This is a genomic window from Microbacterium sp. Bi128 (assembly GCF_918698205.1).
The window spans coordinates 1-17964 of record NZ_CAKKMM010000045.1; the positions used below are offsets into that span (position 1 = coordinate 1).

The 17964-nt window shown below is 70.8% G+C and carries 18 protein-coding genes; 10 read left to right on the plus strand and 8 right to left on the minus strand.

Annotated features, from left to right (window positions below; translation table 11 throughout):
• The coding region (locus tag LQV45_RS05960) for a DUF4194 domain-containing protein (RefSeq protein WP_308288824.1) at positions 1 to 664 on the plus strand (664 nt) is incomplete at its 5' end.
• Entirely contained in the window at positions 661 to 4008 is a 3348-nt protein-coding gene (locus tag LQV45_RS05965) for an ATP-binding protein (protein WP_230006197.1), read from the plus strand. The genes LQV45_RS05960 and LQV45_RS05965, both read left to right, overlap by 4 nt.
• A 28-nt stretch (positions 4009 to 4036) precedes the next feature.
• Here the strand turns inward: LQV45_RS05965 and LQV45_RS05970 are convergent, their stop codons facing one another.
• Complete coding sequence (locus tag LQV45_RS05970; RefSeq protein ID WP_230006198.1) at positions 4037 to 5002, minus strand: carbon-nitrogen hydrolase family protein; 966 nt, start codon at positions 5000 to 5002, stop codon at positions 4037 to 4039.
• Positions 5003 to 5225: 223 nt separating this feature from the next.
• Between LQV45_RS05970 and LQV45_RS05975 the strand changes: the two genes are divergently transcribed.
• Positions 5226 to 6155, plus strand: coding sequence for a helix-turn-helix domain-containing protein (locus LQV45_RS05975; RefSeq protein WP_230006199.1), 930 nt, complete (start codon positions 5226 to 5228; stop codon positions 6153 to 6155).
• On the opposite strand, the gene LQV45_RS05980 is transcribed toward LQV45_RS05975, so the two are convergent.
• A complete protein-coding gene (locus tag LQV45_RS05980) occupies positions 6145 to 6480 on the minus strand; it encodes a hypothetical protein (protein ID WP_230006200.1) in 336 nt (111 codons plus the stop codon). The two genes, LQV45_RS05975 and LQV45_RS05980, sit on opposite strands and share 11 nt — an antisense overlap.
• Before the next feature lie 227 nt (positions 6481 to 6707).
• Here LQV45_RS05980 and LQV45_RS05985 point away from each other — a divergent pair, with 227 nt between their 5' ends.
• Complete coding sequence (locus LQV45_RS05985) at positions 6708 to 8444, plus strand: Na+/H+ antiporter (RefSeq protein WP_230006201.1); 1737 nt, start codon at positions 6708 to 6710, stop codon at positions 8442 to 8444.
• 127 nt (positions 8445 to 8571) lie between these two features.
• Here LQV45_RS05985 and LQV45_RS05990 read toward each other — a convergent pair whose 3' ends face one another.
• Together LQV45_RS05990 and LQV45_RS05995 are read right to left on the minus strand one after the other, a co-directional pair.
• Positions 8572 to 9237 carry a response regulator transcription factor gene (locus LQV45_RS05990; RefSeq protein ID WP_230006202.1) on the minus strand — a complete coding sequence of 222 codons (666 nt, stop codon included), beginning with the start codon at positions 9235 to 9237 and terminating at the stop codon, positions 8572 to 8574.
• Positions 9234 to 10445, minus strand: a complete 1212-nt coding sequence (locus LQV45_RS05995) for a sensor histidine kinase (RefSeq protein ID WP_230006203.1) — start codon at positions 10443 to 10445, stop codon at positions 9234 to 9236. The genes LQV45_RS05990 and LQV45_RS05995 overlap by 4 nt, the downstream gene beginning before the upstream one ends.
• A gap of 131 nt (positions 10446 to 10576) precedes the next feature.
• Between LQV45_RS05995 and LQV45_RS06000 the strand changes: the two genes are divergently transcribed.
• From LQV45_RS06000 to LQV45_RS06015, 4 genes are all read left to right on the plus strand, one after another.
• The gene (locus LQV45_RS06000; RefSeq protein ID WP_230006204.1) at positions 10577 to 11284 is read left to right on the plus strand and encodes an ABC transporter ATP-binding protein; all 708 of its coding nucleotides are present in this window, start codon (positions 10577 to 10579) and stop codon (positions 11282 to 11284) included.
• On the plus strand, positions 11281 to 12585 hold the full coding sequence (locus LQV45_RS06005; protein ID WP_230006205.1) for an ABC transporter permease: 1305 nt from the start codon (positions 11281 to 11283) through the stop codon (positions 12583 to 12585). Before LQV45_RS06000 ends, LQV45_RS06005 begins: the two co-directional genes overlap by 4 nt.
• Before the next feature lie 100 nt (positions 12586 to 12685).
• Positions 12686 to 13066, plus strand: a complete 381-nt coding sequence (locus LQV45_RS06010; RefSeq protein ID WP_230006206.1) for a hypothetical protein — start codon at positions 12686 to 12688, stop codon at positions 13064 to 13066.
• Positions 13067 to 13125: 59 nt separating this feature from the next.
• Positions 13126 to 13584 carry an acyl-CoA thioesterase gene (locus LQV45_RS06015; protein ID WP_138175688.1) on the plus strand — a complete coding sequence of 153 codons (459 nt, stop codon included), beginning with the start codon at positions 13126 to 13128 and terminating at the stop codon, positions 13582 to 13584.
• Positions 13585 to 13610: 26 nt separating this feature from the next.
• Here the strand turns inward: LQV45_RS06015 and LQV45_RS06020 are convergent, their stop codons facing one another.
• A complete protein-coding gene (locus LQV45_RS06020; RefSeq protein WP_230006207.1) occupies positions 13611 to 14423 on the minus strand; it encodes a shikimate 5-dehydrogenase in 813 nt (270 codons plus the stop codon).
• 109 nt (positions 14424 to 14532) lie between these two features.
• On the opposite strand from LQV45_RS06020, the gene LQV45_RS06025 reads away from it, so the two are divergent.
• Both LQV45_RS06025 and LQV45_RS06030 read left to right on the plus strand, forming a co-directional pair.
• Positions 14533 to 14838, plus strand: coding sequence for a hypothetical protein (locus tag LQV45_RS06025; protein WP_230006208.1), 306 nt, complete (start codon positions 14533 to 14535; stop codon positions 14836 to 14838).
• 172 nt (positions 14839 to 15010) lie between these two features.
• Positions 15011 to 15334, plus strand: coding sequence for a hypothetical protein (locus tag LQV45_RS06030; RefSeq protein WP_230006209.1), 324 nt, complete (start codon positions 15011 to 15013; stop codon positions 15332 to 15334).
• Positions 15335 to 15367: 33 nt separating this feature from the next.
• Here the strand turns inward: LQV45_RS06030 and LQV45_RS06035 are convergent, their stop codons facing one another.
• The 3 genes from LQV45_RS06035 to LQV45_RS06045 all read right to left on the minus strand — a co-directional run.
• Entirely contained in the window at positions 15368 to 15652 is a 285-nt protein-coding gene (locus tag LQV45_RS06035) for a helix-turn-helix transcriptional regulator (protein ID WP_230006210.1), read from the minus strand.
• A gap of 476 nt (positions 15653 to 16128) precedes the next feature.
• Complete coding sequence (locus LQV45_RS06040) at positions 16129 to 17109, minus strand: branched-chain amino acid ABC transporter permease (RefSeq protein WP_230006211.1); 981 nt, start codon at positions 17107 to 17109, stop codon at positions 16129 to 16131.
• Positions 17106 to 17964: branched-chain amino acid ABC transporter permease (locus LQV45_RS06045; RefSeq protein WP_230006212.1), on the minus strand; the 859-nt coding region annotated here is incomplete at its 5' end. The genes LQV45_RS06045 and LQV45_RS06040, both read right to left, overlap by 4 nt.

Consider the following 17964-nt stretch of genomic DNA (forward strand, 5'->3'; position numbering starts at 1 on the left):
CCCGATGGAGAACGACCCCGACGCCCTGTTCCCCGGGGACCGCGGCATCCTGGACGCCGATGTGCGGCGCGTGCTCGTGCGGATCCTGCAGCGGCGGTTCTTGCTCGCCGAGAACTCCCCCGCCGAGTGGAAGCTGCTGCTCGAGCACCAGCAGATGATCGAGTCGCGGCTGAACGACCTGTTCGTGCGGCTCGTCGTCGACCACGATCGCGGCGTCGCCTACAAGGAGCAGGTGCGCAGCGACGAGGTCGAGGTGCCGATCCTGCTCAAGGACGAGGCCTACTCGCGCGCCGAGACGCTCGTGCTGGTGTACCTGCGCACGGTGTTCCAGCGCGAGACCACCGCGGGTGCGCCGTCGGCGCGCGTCGACGTCGAAGAGGTCGAGCAGACGGTCCTGACGTACTTCGCCGAGAGCGACGGCACCCGCGCGAGCCAGCAGCGAGCGGTCCGCACCGCGATCGCGCGCCTCGACCGCGAGGGGATCATCGAGGAGGAGTCCGAGGGGCGCTTCCGCATCGGGCCGCTCATCGAGATCGTGCTCAGCGCCGAGGTGCTGCGCGAACTGCAGAAGTGGCTCGACGCGCAGACGACGGATGCCGCGACCGCGACGCCGCCGGCGGGCGAAGCGCCGGCATCCGACACGGCCGAGGGAGAACCCGCATGACGATGCTCGAGACGCTGTTCGGCCTCATCCCCGCCGCCTCGCGCGGTCAGCAGTGGGTCGCCCATGAGCTCCAGCTGATCAACTGGGGCGGCTACGACGGCGAGCACCGCGTGCGCTTCGCGCCGACCGCGACGCTGCTGTGCGGCGGTTCCGGATCGGGCAAGTCCACGCTCATGGACGCCTACGTCGCGCTGATGATGCCCCACACGACCCCGTTCAACGGCGCCTCCAACGGCGCGGTCGTCGGGCGCCCCCGCGGGCAGGAGCAACGCAACATCCTCTCGTACGGCCGCGGCAAGCTCGACGAGTCTCGCACCGACGAGGGCACGAAAGTGCGGGTGCTGCGCGGCGACGGCACCGACACGTGGACGGCGATCGCGATGACGTGGGTCGACCACGACGGCGCGCGGTTCACGGCCGTGCGCGCCTGGTACTTCCCCGCCTCGGCGCGCGTCCTCGACGACGCGGTCAAGGTGCGCGGAACGATCCACGGCGACTTCGACCTGCGCGGGCTGGAACGCGCTGCGCAGCAGCACCTCTCCGACGCCGCGGTCCGTGCGACGGGCCTGGACACCCTCGCGACCGACCGCGAGTTCTCGGCGCGGTTGCACGCGGTCCTCGGCATCGGCGCGGCCGGTTCCGGCGCGAAGGCGATGAGCCTGCTCGCGCGCATCCAGGCGGGGCAGCAGATCACGACCGTCGACGACCTCTACAAGCGCATGGTGCTGGAGGAGCCCGAAACCCTCGCGACCGCCGAGGCCGTCGTCGCGCACTTCGACGGCCTCGAGAGCACCCGCACCCGCATGCTCGAGGCGCGCCAGCAAGTGCGGGCGCTGCAGCCGATCCGCACGATGAAGGCGCGCATCGACGAGGCCGCCGAACGCGTGCGCATCATCGAAGCCCTGGGGCGCTTCGGCGACCCGGCCTCGCGCGCGTCGCTGTGGCGCGCGCAGCGCCGCGTCGATCTGCTCGGCGCCGTCGAGGACGAACTGCGCGAACGCACCCACGCCACCGACGCGCTCGTGCGCGAACGCCAGGCCCTCGCCGACGCCGCCGAAGCGGAGCGCGACGGACTCGGCGATGTGCTGCGGGCCGCCGGCGGCGACCGACTCGACGCGGCGCAGCGCGAGCTCCGCGTTCTCGAGCGTCGCCGCGCCGGGATGGTGCGCGACCGCGAGAGGTTCGAGGCCGCTCTGGCGGTGCTCGGCGCCGAGGTCGGCACCGCGAAGCAGTTCGCGGCGCTGGCCGACGACGCCCGCCGCACGCTCGGCGACGCGGATGCCAAGAGCGCGGTGCGCGAGGCCTTCGTGACCGCGAGCAGCCGGCACACCGAGGCGCGTCAGCAGCTCGCGACCCTCGAGACCGAGCACCGCCGCACCCAGACGCGCGACGACAACATCCCGCCGCGGCTGCACGAGGCGCGCGAAGCGCTCGCCGAAGCTGCCGGGCTCACCGCCGCAGAGCTGCCGTTCGTCGCCGAACTCGTCGACGTCCGCACCGAGTTCGAGCCGTGGCGCGGGGCGTTCACCCTCGCCCTGGGCGGTTTCGCCACGACCCTCCTCGTGGATGCCGCGCACCTGGCATCCTTCCGCGCCGCGATCGACGGCGTGCGCTTGTCGGAGCGGCTGCGGTTCGAGGGCGTCTCGACCGGCCTGCCCGAGCGCGCCGGGCTGGACCCGGCCGCTCTCCCCGGGCGCCTGGACTACCGCAGCACCCCGTTCACGGGCTGGCTGCAGGACCGCCTGGAGCAGCAGTTCTCGTTCGTGTGCGTGGATGCCGCCCGCGAGCTGTCGCAGCACCGGATGGCCCTCACGATCACGGGGCAGACCAGCCAGGGCGCGCGCGGTGCCCATGGCGGTTCGGTGCGGCAGAGCATCCTCGGGTTCTCCAGCCGTGCGCGCCTGAGCGACCTGGGCGAGCAGATCTCTCGGGCCCGCGCCGACCTCGCTTCGGCCAAGGCCGCCGTCGACGAGGCCGCGGCCGCCCTCGACGCGTTCGACGACCGGCGCAGCGCCCTGGAGAAGATCGCCGACCTCACGTGGGAGCAGGTGGACACGGCATCCGTCGATCGCGAACTCGAACGCTGGAACGAGACGATCGCCGAGGTGACGGCCGGCAACCCCCGCATCGCCGAGCTGCAGGAGCAGATCTCGGGGACGCGTGCCCGCGCCGCGCGCCTGCGCGAGGAGATCGGCGCGGCCAAGACCGAGCAGCAGCGGCTCGCGGCCCGGTGGGCCGAGGTCACCGACGAGGTCGACGCCGCCCACGCGCGCCTCGAGGATGCCGAGGACGCCGGTCTCACCCTCACGGCCGACGAAGCCGCCTACCTCGACGCCCTCTTCGTCGCCCCCGACGGCGAGGACCGGTCGCCGTCCGAGCGCCTCGCGCGGTTCGACGCGGCGCTCGAGTCGGCGTCGAAGCGCCTGCTCGAGGACCAGCGCGCCGCGCAGGAGACCTGGAGCGACCAGCGCGAGGGCCTGCGGCGCACCCTGACCGCCTTCATCGACCGGTGGCCGAGCCCGAACCTCCTCGCCGACCCCGACGAGTCGCTGGGCGACTTCGAGCGGATCCTCGCCGATCTCGAGGCCAGCGGCCTGCACGAGCTCGAGGCCGAGTGGCGCGACAGCCTGCTGCGCCTGTCGGGCAACGACCTCACGAACCTCGACTCCTCGCTCACGCGGGCGCTGCGCGAGATCCGCGACCGCATCGCCCCGATCAACGACATCATGCGCGACCTGCCGTTCTACGACGACGAGCACCGCCTGCAGATCGTTCCGCGCGAGAGCCAGTCCGAGGTGCGGCGCCGATTCCGTCGCGAGCTGCGGGACGTCCGCGCGGCGATCGACGCGGCCGGGAGCGACGAGGAGCGCGAGGCCGTGTACGTGCGGATGGCGCGACTCATCGGCCGCATCCGCTCCACCGCCCCCGACTTCGCCGACCTCATCGACGTGCGCAACCACGTGCGGGTGAGCGCCGAGCGCTTCCGTGCCGCGACCGGCGAGCACGTCGCGCTGTACGACCACATCGGCGAGAAGTCCGGTGGCGAGTCGCAAGAGCTCATCGCCTTCATCGTCGGCGCCGCGCTGCGGTACCAGCTCGGGGATGCCGGAGCCGAACGCCCGCGCTACGCCCCGGTGTTCCTCGACGAGGCGCTCATCAAGGCCGACGCGCACTTCACCAAGCGCGCGATCGGCGCGTGGCGAGGCCTCGGGTTCCAGCTCGTCATCGGTGCCCCGAACGACAAGTACAGCGCGATCGAGCCCCACGTCGACGTCGAGTACGACATCCTCAAGGACACCCGCGGACGCTCGTGGGCGAAGGCGAAGGTGGCGCTGCCGGCCTGAGCCCGGGCACGCGCCTCCACCGTCTCGCTCACATCGCGATCGACGGCAGCTCTCCGTCGTCCGCGCCGGCCGGGCGGGCAGGCTCGCTCTCGCCGACGGGACCCACAGATGCCGCCGGCCGCGCCGTGCGGTCGACCGAGAAGGTGAAGACGTCGGGGCGCGCGTAGTGGCCGACGGGGTCGGCGAATCCCTTCGCGATGCCGATGGCGTCGAGGTCGAGGTCGGCGACGGCCAGCCCCTCTCGCGTCGGGTCGATGGGCTCGCTCAGGAGCGCTCCGTCGGGGCCGTAGATCCCCGCGGCCCCGCCCCCGGTGAAGCCGGGGACGTTGTTCATGACGCCGTTGGCCATGAGCACGAAGACCCCGCCCTCCATGGCATAGGTCCGGCTCATCGCGATCGACGCCTCGGCGGAGAACTGGGCCAGCTGATCGCCAAACGGCGGCCACGCTCCGACGTGGATCTGCTCGTGCTGCGCGTACATGCTGAACTTCAGGAGCGGCTGCAGGTGCTCCCAGCAGTTGAGCGCCCCGAGTCGTCCGAGCGGCGTGTCGATGACCTGCAGCCCCGATCCGTCCCCCTCGCCGAACAGCGTGCGTTCGACGAACGTCGGCTTGAGCTTGCGGCGGTGCAGCAGCACGTTGCCGTCCGGACCGATGATGAGTTGCGCCATGTAGAGGGACCCGTGGTCCCGCTCGCTGAGACCGAGCACGACCGTGATCTCGTGCTCGGCGGCCGCCTCGCGGATGCGGGCGATCTCCGGTCCGTCGATGTGTGGCGAGTTCGCGCGGTAGAGGGCGGCGAGGGGAATCTGCTCTCCCGCCGTCATCCCCCACAGGAAGAGGGGGTATCCGGGCAGCCAGGTCTCGGGGAAGGCGACGAGGTCGGCGCCCTCCGCGGCGGCCTGTCCGATGATCTCCACCGTCTTGGCGGTGGTCGCGTCGAGGTCGAACCAGACGGGCTCGGCCTGAACGGCAGCGGCGCGGACGCGGGTCATGAGATCTCCTTCATCGTGGGAGCCGGGCGATCCGAATGTCCCACCGGCTGACGGAAAACTACGGCCGGCCCCTCGCATCCGGGGAGTCCCGATCTGCACGGAACCTGGCATTCTCCGCAGGATCGCGGCCGCGCAACATGACCGTTACACGAGCGACGCTCGCGTTCGAGCCCCGACGTCCGGCGACAACACGCGCGAAACCCCCGGCCGCCACACTGGTCGCATGGTGACGGCACGGCTCACGGCGGGCGAGCGTTGGCAGGAGCTCGCGTCCGACCTGTTCGTCCCGCTTCACGTCACCGGCGATGGACCCGCTCCGCGCGTGCGCGTCGACTACGAAAGCGTCGCCGACGTCTCCTACTCGCGGGTCCGCTCGACCCGGGGCGAGGTCGTCCGTGCGGAAGAGCTCATCGATTCCGTCGATTCGGAGATCGCCCTCTTCTCCCTCCAGCTGCGCGGGTCGGGGCACGTGGCGCAGCAAGGCAGGACCACCGTCGTCCGCCCCGCCGAAGGCGTGCTGTATCTCGCGGACGCTCCCTATCGCCTGACGTTCCCCAGCGAGGTCGACATCCTCGTCGTGCGGGTGCCCACCCCCGCCGTGGGGCTCTCGATGGATCGGCTTCGGCAGGTGGTGGCGGCACCGCTGCGCACGTCCCGGGCGGGCACGTTGGGCTTGCTCGCGCGAGTCGTCGGTTCATCGCTCGCGGGCCGCGGCCTGTTGTCGTCGCCGGCGGAGACCGCCCGGGTGAGCGCGGAGCTGCTCAGGGAGGTCTTGGCCCACCACTCCGGGACGCCCTCGCGCTCGCGCTCCCCTGCGGCCCTGCGCGCGGACGTGCGCGCCCGCATCCTCCGCAGCGTCGCCGACCCCGGGCTCCGGGTGAGCACGCTCGCCGACGCGGCCGGTGTCTCCGAACGCACGGTCCACGCGGCGTTCGCGGAGGTGGGGAGCAGCCCCGCGGCCGAGATCCGCCGCACCCGTCTCGAGCGCTCTCGACGACTGCTCGAGACGACCAGCCTGTCGGTCGTCGAGATCGCGCTCGCCTGCGGGTTCTCCGACCCGACGTCGTACACGCGCGCGTTCCGACGGCAGTGGCAGCTCACCCCGGCCGCGCACCGCGGCCTCGAGAGTTCTCATCCGCCGCCTACGCGGTGACCAGGGTCACGGGCGCGAGGCGGACGGCATCCACCGCCTCGAGACCACGGTCCCGCGGGGTGTCGCACAGCTCGTCGAGACGCAGATCCCGCAGAGCCGCCTCCGCCGCCACGCGGGCGACGATCGACCGAACGAGCACGACCGTCGAGCGAGCCCGGTCGGCATCGGACCCGAGCGCGCGCTCGACGGCGCTCAGCAGACCGTCCAGCCGCTCGTCGTGGCAGCGGGCGTCGTCGGCACCGATCCAGTCGAGGAGTTCCGAAACAGTCCACTTTAGGTCTATTGGACTCATAAAGACGCGCTCTCTTGATCCCATGTTGCTCATTGGATCACCCTTGCGCATCCACATCGGCCGAGGAAAGTTCCACTTGACTCCCTGTGGACCGATATTTCCCGCGAGACGTGCGCCACCCACCGCCGCCGCGCGCGTGACCCCATCCCCCGGGACCGCTCGCGGCTCGGCGAGTGCACGCCCACGGCGAACGCCACCTCGGGAATTCTCGGTCCCCTCTCTACGCTGTGTGCTGAGGGCGCGGTGAGAGGCGGTTGGGGATGCAAGGACTCGAGGTCACGGTTCTGCTCGGGCTCGCGATGCTCGTGGGGACGGTCCTGGCCCCGCGCCTGCGCGTGGCCACGCCGCTCGTGCTCCTGGTGATCGGCTTGGCGCTGGGATTCGTGCCGGAGCTGCGCCAGATCGAGCTCCCGCCCGAGACGGTGCTGTTGCTGTTCCTCCCCGTCATGCTGTTCCGCGAGGCGTGGACCACCTCACTCCGCTCCGTGCGTCGGTCGCTGCGGTACATCGTGCCGATGAGCACGTTGCTGGTCGTGGCATCCGCGTTCGCCGTCGCCGGGGTCGCGACGTGGATGGGTGTGCCGTGGGAGGCCGCCCTCGTGCTGGGTGCGGCGGTCGCCCCGCCGGATGCCACCGCGGTCGCCGCGCTCGGCCGGCTGCTGCCCGAGAAGACGTTCATGAAGCTCAAGGCCGAGAGCCTCACCAACGACGGCACGGCGCTCGTGCTGTACTCCATCGCGGTGTCGCTCCTCATCGGCAACCAGGTCACGCCGTGGCAGATCACCGGGATGGTGCTGGTGTCCTACCTCGGCGGCGCGGCCGCCGGCATCGCCGTCGCGGCCCTCGCCTTCCTGGCGCTGCGACGCATGGAGTCGACGCTCACGATCAACCTGACGCTGGTGCTCGTGCCGTTCGTGGCGTTCCTCGTGGCCGAGATCTCCCACGCGTCGGGGGTCTTGGCGGTCGTGTTCGCCGGGCTCATCGTGGCCTGGATCTCTCCACGGATCACCACGGCGATGTCCCGCCGGGCGGCGGATGCCACGTGGCCCTTCGGCGTCTACCTCCTCAACGGCGCGCTGTTCGTCCTCATCGGGATCGAGGTGCAACTGGTCCTCCACGAGATCTCGCCGTCGGAGATCGGCATCCTGCTGCTGGTCACCGTGGCCGCGTGGCTCGTGCTCGCCGCCGTGCGGTACCTGTTCCAGTGGGTGTTCTCGCCGTTCTCGCGGCCGTCGGCCTCGGCGTCGACGTCGTCCCGGCACCGCTCGCGGGTGGTCAGCACGGTCGCGGGGTTCCGCGGCGCCGTGTCACTCGCGATCGCCCTGTCGGTGCCCCTCACCACCGCCGACGGCACGCCGGTGGCGGGACGCGAGGCCGTCGTCTTCGTCACCGCCGGCGTGATCGTGCTGACCCTGCTCGTGCAGGGGCCCCTCCTGCCGGTCGTGATCCGGTGGGCGAAGCTGCCCTCCGACGATGCGGCGGTAGAGGAATTCGAGCTCGCGCAGCGCGCGATCTCGGGTGCGGCGCTCTCGGCGCTCGACGACCTGGCCGCCGAGCACGGCGTGAGCGACGACGTGCGCGACCGCGCGCGACGCGAGGGCTACGAGCGGTTGGAACTGGCGAACGCCCGCGCCGTGGCGCGGCAGCGCGCCGCCGAGGAGCGTGACCGCGAGGAAGAGATGGACGACGGCGGGGACGAGGCCGCGTCGCGCATGGGGCCCGTCCCCCCGGGATCGACGGACGACGAGGGGCGACGGACCGCGGGCCCCCTGGAGATGATCGCCGTGAGCGACGACGTCGACATCACCCAGCGTTCGCCGCTCCTCCGGCATCGCGAAGCCACGCGTCTGCGTCTGGCGATCCTCGACCGCAAACGCGAAGTGCTGCTGCGTCTGCGGCGGGAGGGCACGATCGACGACCTCGTGGCGCGGCGGATCCTCGCCGACCTCGACATCGAGGAGATCCGCGCGCGCGGCCTCGACCGCGACGGCGACTGACGGCGCGTCCAGAACAGGGGATGCACCCGCAACAGGCCGATCGCGCCGGTATCGGCCTGTTCTCGGCGCACCCCCTGTTCTCACGACGCGCCGCCGCGGACGGCGAGCGACGAGACGCACCGAGACGTCACGCGCCGGGAACGACCAGCCCGCTCTCATACGCGGCGATGACCAGTTGCGCGCGGTCGTGGGCGCCGAGTTTGAGCATCGTGTTCTTCACGTGCGTCTTCGCGGTGTGCGGGGAGATGAACAGCACCGCGGCGATCTCGTCGTTGGAGCGCCCGCGCCCCACGTGCTGGAGCACTTCGCGTTCCCGTTCGGTGAGAGCGTCGAGCGCGGGCGACGGGACGGGAGCGTCGGATGCCGCGTGCCGGACGTACCTCTCGATCATCGCGCGCGTGGCCCCGGGCGACAGCAGCGCACCGCCCTCGTCCACGGCGAGGACGGCGTGCACGATCTCCTCGGGCTCCGCCCCCTTGCCGATGAACCCGCTCGCACCGGCGCGGAGGGCCGCGACGACATAGTCGTCCTCCTCGAACGTCGTGAGGATCAGGACGCGCGTCGCGGCCAGGGCGGGATCGGCGCAGATCCGGCGCGTGGCCTCGATCCCATCCATCCGCGGCATCCGGATGTCGCACACGACGACGTCGGGTGACAGGCGGCGCGCGAGCTCGACGGCCACCTCTCCGTCAGCGGCCTCCCCCACGACGTCGATCCCGGATGCGGCGTCCAGGAGGTCGCGCACGGCACTGCGGATCAGCGCCTGATCGTCGACGACGAGCACGGTGGTCACGAGAGCCCTCCGGGGGTGGTCCCTGCGTGCGCGGCCAGGGGAAGCCGGGCGGCGAGACGGAAGCCGCCGGGAGCCGGCCCTGCCTCCAGCTCGCCGCCGACCGAGTCGACGCGTTCCCGCAGACCGACGAGTCCGAAGCCGGACGTCGGGGAGTCCTGCGCCCCGGTCGCGCGCTGCCACGGATTGGTGACGACGACCTCGAGAACGTCGCCGTCGCGGCGCAGCAGCACGTGCGCGCGCCGGGCGGCGCCGTGCTTGAGCGCGTTGGTCAGTCCCTCTTGCACGACGCGGTAGGCGACGATGTCGACGCCGAGCGGCAGACCCGCCGTCGCGGTGTCGAGACCGATCTCGTCGCGCACCACCACGTCCCAGCCGGCGACGCGTACGGACTCGACGACGTCCGGCAGCCGGGCGAGCCCCGGCTGATCGCGGATCCCGACTTCGTCCGGGGTGCGGAGCACGGTGAGCATCGACCCGATCTCGCCCAGCACCTCACGCGAGGCCGAACGGATGGTCGCGAGCGCTTCTCGCGCGCGTTCCGGACGCGTCTCGAGCGCCGACGAGGCGACGCCGGCATTCAGGCTGATGACCGAGATCTGGTGCGCCACCGCGTCGTGCAGGTCGCGCGCGATGCGCAGGCGCTCCTCGGTGACCCGGCGACGCGCCTCGGCCTCGCGCGTCTGCTCGGCACGTCGGGCGCGTTCGACGACGGCCTCCACGTACGCGCGCCGCGACCGGGCGGCATTCCCCAGTGCACCCGCGAGGGCGAGGGCGAGTCCGACCTGGAGGAAGTGGGTGTCCATCCCGGTCGTCAGCGTCACGACGATGCTCGCCGTGATGACCACCCCGACGGCGGCGATGCCCACCGGCGCCGCCGCGCGACGGCTCACCCGGTCGCCCAGGCCATACGCCGCGATCGCGATCGCGACCGTCACCCCCGGCGACAGCGTGCCGAGGGCGAGCGCGGCCACGTACAGCGCGATGCAGACGACGAACACCGTGCGCGGCCACCGTCGACGGAGCGGCAGCACCGCCGCGGGGAGGAGCACCAGGACGAACACGACGGGGCCGGAGGGCCGCAGCTCGGGGAACGGGACGGGAGCGAACGCGGGCACGATCACGAGGACCGCGACCAGGACGTCCTGAAGCCACCTCGGCACGGGAGGCACGAGCCGCGGTGCCGTGTCGGTCGTCGCGTCGAGGGGCATCGTCCTAGTCTGGCGGCCCGCGGGCTGCGCGGCCATCGCCGTCTCGGGGCAGACGCAGATCCCCCCGTGGGGGTAGACACCCACCCCGCTGGAGTGACGCGCACGCCGACGGTCGCGGCGAGGGTGGGACCATGACACCCGAAAACCCTCCCCCGCTGTTCTCCGTCACCGACCTGCACAAGTCGTACGGCCGCGGCTCCGCCCGCTTCGACGCGCTGCGCGGCGTCTCGCTCGACATCGCCAAAGGGGAGAGCCTCGCGATCGTCGGCAAGAGCGGCTCCGGGAAGTCCACGCTCATGCACCTGCTGGCGCTGATGGACGCTCCCACGAGCGGAACCGTCGCCTTGGACGGGACGGATGCCGGCACCCTCCGCGGCAGCCGCCTCAACCGCACGCGCAACGAGACGTTCGGCTTCGTGTTCCAGCAGTTCTTCCTCACCCCTAACGCCTCGGTGCTCGACAACGTCGTGTTGCCGTTGAAGATCGCCGGGGTCGGGAGGGCCGAACGTAAACGCCGCGGGATGGCGGCGCTGGCCGAACTCGACATGCAGGACAAGGCGAAGAACAAGGCGACGGCGCTCTCGGGCGGCCAGAAGCAGCGCGCGGTCATCGCCCGTGCGCTCGTCAACGACCCGCAGGTGATCTTCGCCGACGAGCCCACCGGCAACCTCGACACGGCGACCGGCGCGGTGGTCGAGGACATCCTGTTCCGCCTCAACCGCGAGCACGGCATCACCCTCATCGTCGTCACGCACGACGACGACCTCGCGGCGCGCTGCGACCGCCGCATCCAGATCCGCGATGGCGTGATCGTGTCCGAGGAAGGACGAGCAGCATGAAGACCACCGACCTCATCTCGAGCGCTTTCGCCAACACCTTCCGGTCCAAGACGCGGACGATCCTGACGGTACTGGCGATCTTCGTCGGCGCCTTCACCCTCACCCTGACGAACGGTCTCGGAACGGGCATCAACCGCTTCATCGACGACACGGTCGCGTCGATGGGCGCCTCCGACGTGCTGACCGTGTCGAAGGCGTCCACCGACGGCGCGGCATCCACCGGCCCTCAGAAGTACGATCCGGATGCCATCGCGGCGGCGCAGACGAGCCCGGGCCGGCCGGGAGCGACGAGCTCCGTCTCGGCGCTGACCGACGACGACATCGCCGCGATCGAGGGCATCGACGGGATCGAGCAGGTCTCCCCCGTCCGGTCCGTGTCGATCGACTTCGTCCAGTACGACGGCGGGGAGCGCTACGTCGCCTCAGCCGGTGGGCTCATCGGAGGTCAGACGCCGCAGCTGTCGGCGGGCGCGGCACCGGACGACGCCGCGGATGCACCGGAGGTGGCTCTGCCGGCGTCGCTCGTCGAGCCCCTGGGCTTCGCCGACGCCGCGGACGCGACGGGGAAGACCGTGACGATCGCGGTGACCGACCCCGTCCGGACGCAGCACCTCGTCGAGGCCACGGTGACCGGCGTCACCGAGGAGGCGTTCGCCGCGACCACGGCGGTCACGACCAACACCGTGCTGCAGGACTCCCTGTTCTCGCTGCAGAACACGGGCGTTCCGCAGGACCAGCTCGACCGGTACGCCAGCGCGAGCGCCCGCGTGTCGTCGACGGCGACGCCGGAGCAGATCGACGCGGTGAAGACCGCTCTCGCCGACGCCGGTTACACGGGCCGGACCGTCGCCGACCAGCTGGGCACGTTCAAGGCCGTCATCGACGGGATCGTGCTCGTGCTCAACGCGTTCGCGATCATCGCGCTGCTGGCGGCGAGCTTCGGCATCGTCAACACGCTGCTGATGTCGGTGCAGGAACGCACGCGCGAGATCGGCCTGATGAAGGCGATGGGGATGGGCAGCGGCCGCGTCTTCTCGCTTTTCAGTCTCGAGGCGATCCTCCTGGGTCTCCTCGGCAGCGCGATCGGCGCGGTGGTCGCCATCGCGGTCGGGACCGCGGTGAGCGCTCAGCTCGGCGAAACGCTGTTCAGCGATCTGCCGGGCCTGCAGCTCATCGCCTTCGACCCGCTGTCGATCCTGGGGACGACGCTGGCGATCATGGGTATCGCGTTCCTGGCCGGCAGCCTGCCCGCCGCGCGAGCCGCCCGGGCCGATCCCGTGGAGTCGCTGCGCTACGAGTAGTCCCGACGGGGCGCGGAGGCGACGCCTTCGCGCCCCTGACCGCCCTCTCGTTCGTGTAACGATCACCGCGACCGGTCGGGGGCAGCTTTATCGTCGGGGCATGCGCAGATCCGTGGTCGGCCTGGCCCTCGTTGGCGCCCTCCTGCCCCTGACAGGGTGTGTCCCTCCGATGGTCGCGTGCACGGCGATCGGGTACTCATCGACGCTCTTCCTCGACCTCGATACCCCCACCACCGGTCTTACTCTCGAGCTGTGCGATGGCGAGGGATGCACGCCCTCACCGACGTCGGATTTCGAGCCCACCGAGACCGCGACCGGGTGGGTGGTGTCCCCGCTCTTCGGCGCAGGGGACGTCGTCGGTTACCGAGTGACGGATGCCACGGGCGCCGTCGTGCGCGAAGGCTCCGTCCGCCCGGACTGGAAGCGCGTCGACGGCTCGGACACGTGCGGCGGCAACACCGAGGCTCGCGTCGCCCTCTGAGCGGAGCACGGCCGAACCTCTCGGAGGGACACCCGCGTCACACGAGTAGCGTGGTCGGTGTGACGAAATCGCAGTGGCATCCCTCGGAAGACGGCATCAATTTCCACACCCGCAAGTGGGTCAAACCCGAGGACCTCAACGCCAACGGCACGCTCTTCGGCGGCAGCCTGCTGCGCTGGATCGACGAGGAAGCGGCGATCTACGCGATCATCCAGCTCGGCAACTACCGGGTGGTCACGAAACTGATCTCCGAGATCAACTTCGAGGCGTCGGCGCTGCAGGGCGATCTCATCGAGATGGGCCTGACCGCGACGCACTTCGGACGCACGTCCCTGACGATGCGGGCCGTGGTGCGCAACATGATCACGCGCAAACGGATCCTCACCATCGAGCGGCTCGTGTTCGTGAGCGTCGACGAGAACGGGCAGCCGACCCCGCACGGCTACACCGACATCACGTACGACCGCGACCGGATGCCGCGCGAGCACTCCGCGACGGGCAGCATCCGCATCGAGTAGGCGCTGACGCCGGAGGAGCGTGCGGGTCAGGCGCGCGAATGCGCCGACGCCCGGGCCACCTGGTCCGCCGTCGGCGTCACGCCGGTGTAGCGCGCGAACTGGCCGGCCGCCTGCAGCGCGATGACCTCCGCGCCCGTGATGACGTCCGTCCCCGCCGCGCGCGCGGCGCGGATGAGCGGGGTCTCCGCCGGAAAGGCGACGACGTCGAAGACCGTGTGCGCCGCGGCGATGTGCGCGGGAGAGAAGGCCAGGGTCTCGGCATCCGCCCCGTCCATCCCGAGCGGAGTGACGTTGACGATGATCGCGGCACCGGGCTCCGGGTCGTCGGCGATCCAGCGGAAGCCGTAGGCCGCGGCGAGCGCGGGACCCGCCTCGGCGTTGCGCGCCAGCACGGTGACGTCGGCGAATCCGGCGCCGTGGAACGCCGCGACCACGGCCTTGGCCATGCCGCCCGAGCCGCGCACGAGCACGGATGCCGCCGGGTCGAGGCGGTGGCTGTCGATGAGGCTCGCGATGGCTTCGTAGTCGGTGTTCGAGGCCGTGAGCACTCCCCCGTCGTTGACGATCGTGTTGATCGACCCGATCGCCGCGGCCGAGGGCTCGATGTGATCGACGAGCGGGATCACCGCCTCTTTGAAGGGCATCGATACCGAACAGCCCCGGATGCCGAGAGCTCGGACCCCGCCGATGGCGGCGGCAATGTCGGTCGTGGTGAACGCCTTGTAGACGAAGTCGAGGCCCAGTTCGGCGTAGAGGAAGTTGTGAAAGCGCGTGCCGATGTTCGAGGGGCGCCCCGAGAGCGAGATGCACAGGACGGTGTCTTTGCTGAGTTCGGGCACGGTGACCTCCGGATGCGGGGCGGGATTCCTCGATCGTAACGAAGCAGGGAAAGCGCTCTGCGGTCGCCGTGATTGCACGCAGACTCATCGTGATGCATACCATGTATGCATGGTCAAATCTGCGCGGGGCCGGGCAACCGCGGACATCGCGCACGAACTCGACACCGCACTCCAGAAAGCGATCGGACGCACCCTCAATTCCTGGGGGCGACGGTACGGACTCCCCCCTTTGACGTGGACCGTCGAGCATTGGGACGGCTATGTCACCCTTGTCGGCCGGCCGCGCCGCCGGTCGAGAAAGAGCGTGCACCGGGCCGCGCAGTGGACATCCCGCCTGGATTTTCAGGCGACCGACGGCGGCGAACGGTTGTGTCTCTCGAATGCCGACGGATGGCACGTGGAAATCCAGGAGTGACGTACTCGGGTGTTCTTCACACACCGCCGCACACCATGTATGCGTGGTATTGTCGCGACCGACGCCGGGGGGCCCGAGACGAGGACGCGATCCGTGGCACGGACCTGCCCAGCGACCCGAAGCAGCACCGCACCGACGGGCGAGTGGCTTGCCCCTGTGAGATTGGTGTCACATGCACGTTGACCAGTGGCCTATCGATGCCGCCTGCCCACCGTGGTGCAACGGATCACATGACCACCTCGAAGCCCATGGTGCCTCCCATCGGAGCGACCCGAGGTCCGTCCCGGCCGTCGAGCGACGTCACGGCACGGACGGGCTGGCCTTCGATCACGTCGCCGCGGGAGACCTCACCGTCGGCGTCGAATCGCGATGGGGCGACACGTGGGTCTGGATCTCCCCCGAAGACAATGTCCGCCGCGGTCTCGTCCTCAGCAAGGAAAGCGCCCACCGCCTGGCCAGAATGCTGGTGGCCCTTTTCGAGGAACGCCTTCTCTAGGCCGTGAGCCGCTGCACGCCTCTCCGCCACGGGTCACTGGGTGCGCGGGAGAAGGTCCGTGGTCGGAGGCGGCAAGAGGTCAGAGACATCGACCTCGAGGACGAGCGCCAGCGAAATGAGCGTCTGGAGGCGAGGATTCGCGGCCGTGCCCGGATTGGATTCGCCTTTTTCCAGCTTCTGATACGTGAATGTCGACAACCCGGCGGCGTGGGCCACGCGCTCTTGAGTCAACGCCAGGCCGAGGCGCGCGCGCTGGAGATTCGCCCCGAGCAGCCGCGAATAGTCCGCCCACGGATCAGGCGCGCCGCTCACCACCACGGGACAAGGTTGCCGGAGAGCCACGTAAACATTGCACGCCAGTGTGGCACGTTAGTGATTCGTTATGGCACACTCTCGCTCGTCGCTTGCGACCGACTGCCCCCGCGAGTGCCTGAGCGATCGCAGCGCCCGCGGGAGGATGTAGCCCGCGAGGTCGCTGCTCAGTTCGGTCACGACGCTCCGCGGGAGTTCCGCACGCGCGGCCGCCTCCGTGAGTGACAGGTCGCCCGACATGTAACGGAGAACGCACGCGATCGCCATGTTGACCTCGGAGCGCATGACGTCCGCCCGCGAGCTCGCAGCCCGCGAACTCGATCGATTCGCGCCGTTCTGCATTGGACCCCTCCCCCGTCGCCCCGCTCCATGTATACCACGTATACATGGTCGGGCAAGAGAGGGATCCCGTGGCCGCACGGCGGGCCACCTCGCCCGCCCCCGCAGCGGTCCGGGCACGCGCGGAGCCCCGACCGACGACCCTACGAGACACCGGCCGCCACGACCTCCCGCACGGGACGTGCCCGGCGCCGCCACCCCGCGACGGTCGGGACGATCCCCCGGGGAACGAAGAGCAGGAACAGCACCAGCACGACCCCGTACCCCGCGTACTGCAGGATCGGCCCTGCTGCGGCGGGCATCCCCGGGGCGGCGCTGAGGACGCTGAGCACCTGCAGCCACAGGCTCAGCGCCACCGTTCCCACGACACCTCCCCACACCGAACCGAGTCCGCCGACGACGGCCATGACGACGTAGCCGAACGAGACGAACGGCGGGTAGGTGTCCTGGCTGACGTACGGCGTGAAGAAGGCGCCCAGAGCCCCGGCGAACCCCGCGAATCCGCCCGCGACCGCGAACACCGTGAGCTTGCTGCGGAGCACCGGCACGCCGCTGGAGGCCGCCGCCGACTCGCTCCCGGCGAGCGCGCGGATGCCGCGCCCGAACCGCGACCGCACGAGGTTGTGGCACACCAGAATCGCCACGGCGAGCCCGGCGAGCGCCAAGTAGGAGTACACCCGTTGATCGGTCACGACGAGACCCCCGAGCGACAGCGGCGGGATGCCGAAGATCCCCACGCCCGCCCCGAACAACGGCAGCGTAGCCATCACGGTCTGGATGATCAGCAGCACAGCGAGCGACCCGAACGCGAGGTAGTGGCCGCGCAGCCGCAGGAGGGGCCACCCGACGAGGGCGGCGGCCCCTGCGGCGAGGAGCGGCGCGACCACGAGAGCGAGAACCGGGGGGACGCCCAGGGTGACGGTGCCCACCGCGACGGTGAGGCCGCCCACCGCCACGAAGGCGCCCTGTCCGAGCGAGGCCTGCCCGGCGTACCCCATGAACAGCGACAGGCCGGTGACGACGATCGCGGCCAACGCGGTCTGCACCAGGAACGTCTGGTCGGAGACCAGCAGCGGGGCCAGGGCGGCCGCGACAGCGGCCACCACGATGACGATGCGGTTCATTTCGCCTCCTCGACGGTGAACGAGCGCGACCGAGCGATCATGAGGACGAGCATCATGATGAGCGCGATCTGGGTCTGGTAGGAGCCGCTGGCGTAGCCGGCGACGAGCTGTCCGGTGACGCCGAGCACCACGGCGCCGACGAAGGTCATCCAGGGGCTGCGGAGCCCGCCGAAGACCGCGGCCGCCAGGGCGCTGAGCACGAACGGCAGGTCGGAGGTCACCGAGACGGCGGTGGTCGGCGCGATCAGCACCCCGGCGAGTCCGCCCAGGACGCCCGCGATCGTGAAGGACAGCAGCCCCATGATCCGGGTGTCGATGCCCACGAGACGTGCGGCACGGGGATTGGATGCCGCCGCGGTCAGCGCGCGACCGATGTCGGTGCGGGTGAACAGCACGCTCATGAGCGCCAGCGTCACGACGGCCACGCCGAGCACGAGGAGCCGCTGGACCTCGACCTCGGCGCCGAACAGACGGACCGTTCCGGTGAGGCCGGGAGGGGAGACCGGGTTCTGGCCCCACACCGCGATGATGACGGCGGCGGACACGAGAGACATGCCCAGGGTGATCAGGAGCGAGGTCATCGGGTGCGTGCCGGGTTTTCCGATCGCGACGGCGCCGACGACGAACCCGATGAGCCCCACCACGATCACCGCCGACAGCTCCGCCAGCCCCGGGGGCACGCCGAGCTGATGGAAGGTCTGCGAGAGGAACGCGCCGAACACCACGAAGGAGCCCTGGGCGAAGTTCAGCACGTGGGTCACGCGGTACACCACGACGATGCCGCTGCCGACGAGGGCGAACGAACCGGCGAGGGTGAGTCCGCTCAGCAGATAAGTGGCGAGATCGCTCACGAGG

What these genes read in the sequence shown, in the direction of transcription:
- LQV45_RS05965 (WP_230006197.1), top strand. Translation starts at nt 661, where the DNA reads ATGACGATGCTCGAGACGCTGTTCGGCCTCATCCCCGCCGCCTCGCGC.
- LQV45_RS05970 (WP_230006198.1), bottom strand. Translation starts at nt 5,002, where the DNA reads ATGACCCGCGTCCGCGCCGCTGCCGTTCAGGCCGAGCCCGTCTGGTTC.
- LQV45_RS05975 (WP_230006199.1), top strand. Translation starts at nt 5,226, where the DNA reads ATGGTGACGGCACGGCTCACGGCGGGCGAGCGTTGGCAGGAGCTCGCG.
- LQV45_RS05980 (WP_230006200.1), bottom strand. Translation starts at nt 6,480, where the DNA reads ATGAGCAACATGGGATCAAGAGAGCGCGTCTTTATGAGTCCAATAGAC.
- LQV45_RS05985 (WP_230006201.1), top strand. Translation starts at nt 6,708, where the DNA reads ATGCAAGGACTCGAGGTCACGGTTCTGCTCGGGCTCGCGATGCTCGTG.
- LQV45_RS05995 (WP_230006203.1), bottom strand. Translation starts at nt 10,445, where the DNA reads ATGCCCCTCGACGCGACGACCGACACGGCACCGCGGCTCGTGCCTCCC.
- LQV45_RS06000 (WP_230006204.1), top strand. Translation starts at nt 10,577, where the DNA reads ATGACACCCGAAAACCCTCCCCCGCTGTTCTCCGTCACCGACCTGCAC.
- LQV45_RS06005 (WP_230006205.1), top strand. Translation starts at nt 11,281, where the DNA reads ATGAAGACCACCGACCTCATCTCGAGCGCTTTCGCCAACACCTTCCGG.
- LQV45_RS06010 (WP_230006206.1), top strand. Translation starts at nt 12,686, where the DNA reads ATGCGCAGATCCGTGGTCGGCCTGGCCCTCGTTGGCGCCCTCCTGCCC.
- LQV45_RS06025 (WP_230006208.1), top strand. Translation starts at nt 14,533, where the DNA reads ATGGTCAAATCTGCGCGGGGCCGGGCAACCGCGGACATCGCGCACGAA.
- LQV45_RS06030 (WP_230006209.1), top strand. Translation starts at nt 15,011, where the DNA reads ATGCACGTTGACCAGTGGCCTATCGATGCCGCCTGCCCACCGTGGTGC.
- LQV45_RS06040 (WP_230006211.1), bottom strand. Translation starts at nt 17,109, where the DNA reads ATGAACCGCATCGTCATCGTGGTGGCCGCTGTCGCGGCCGCCCTGGCC.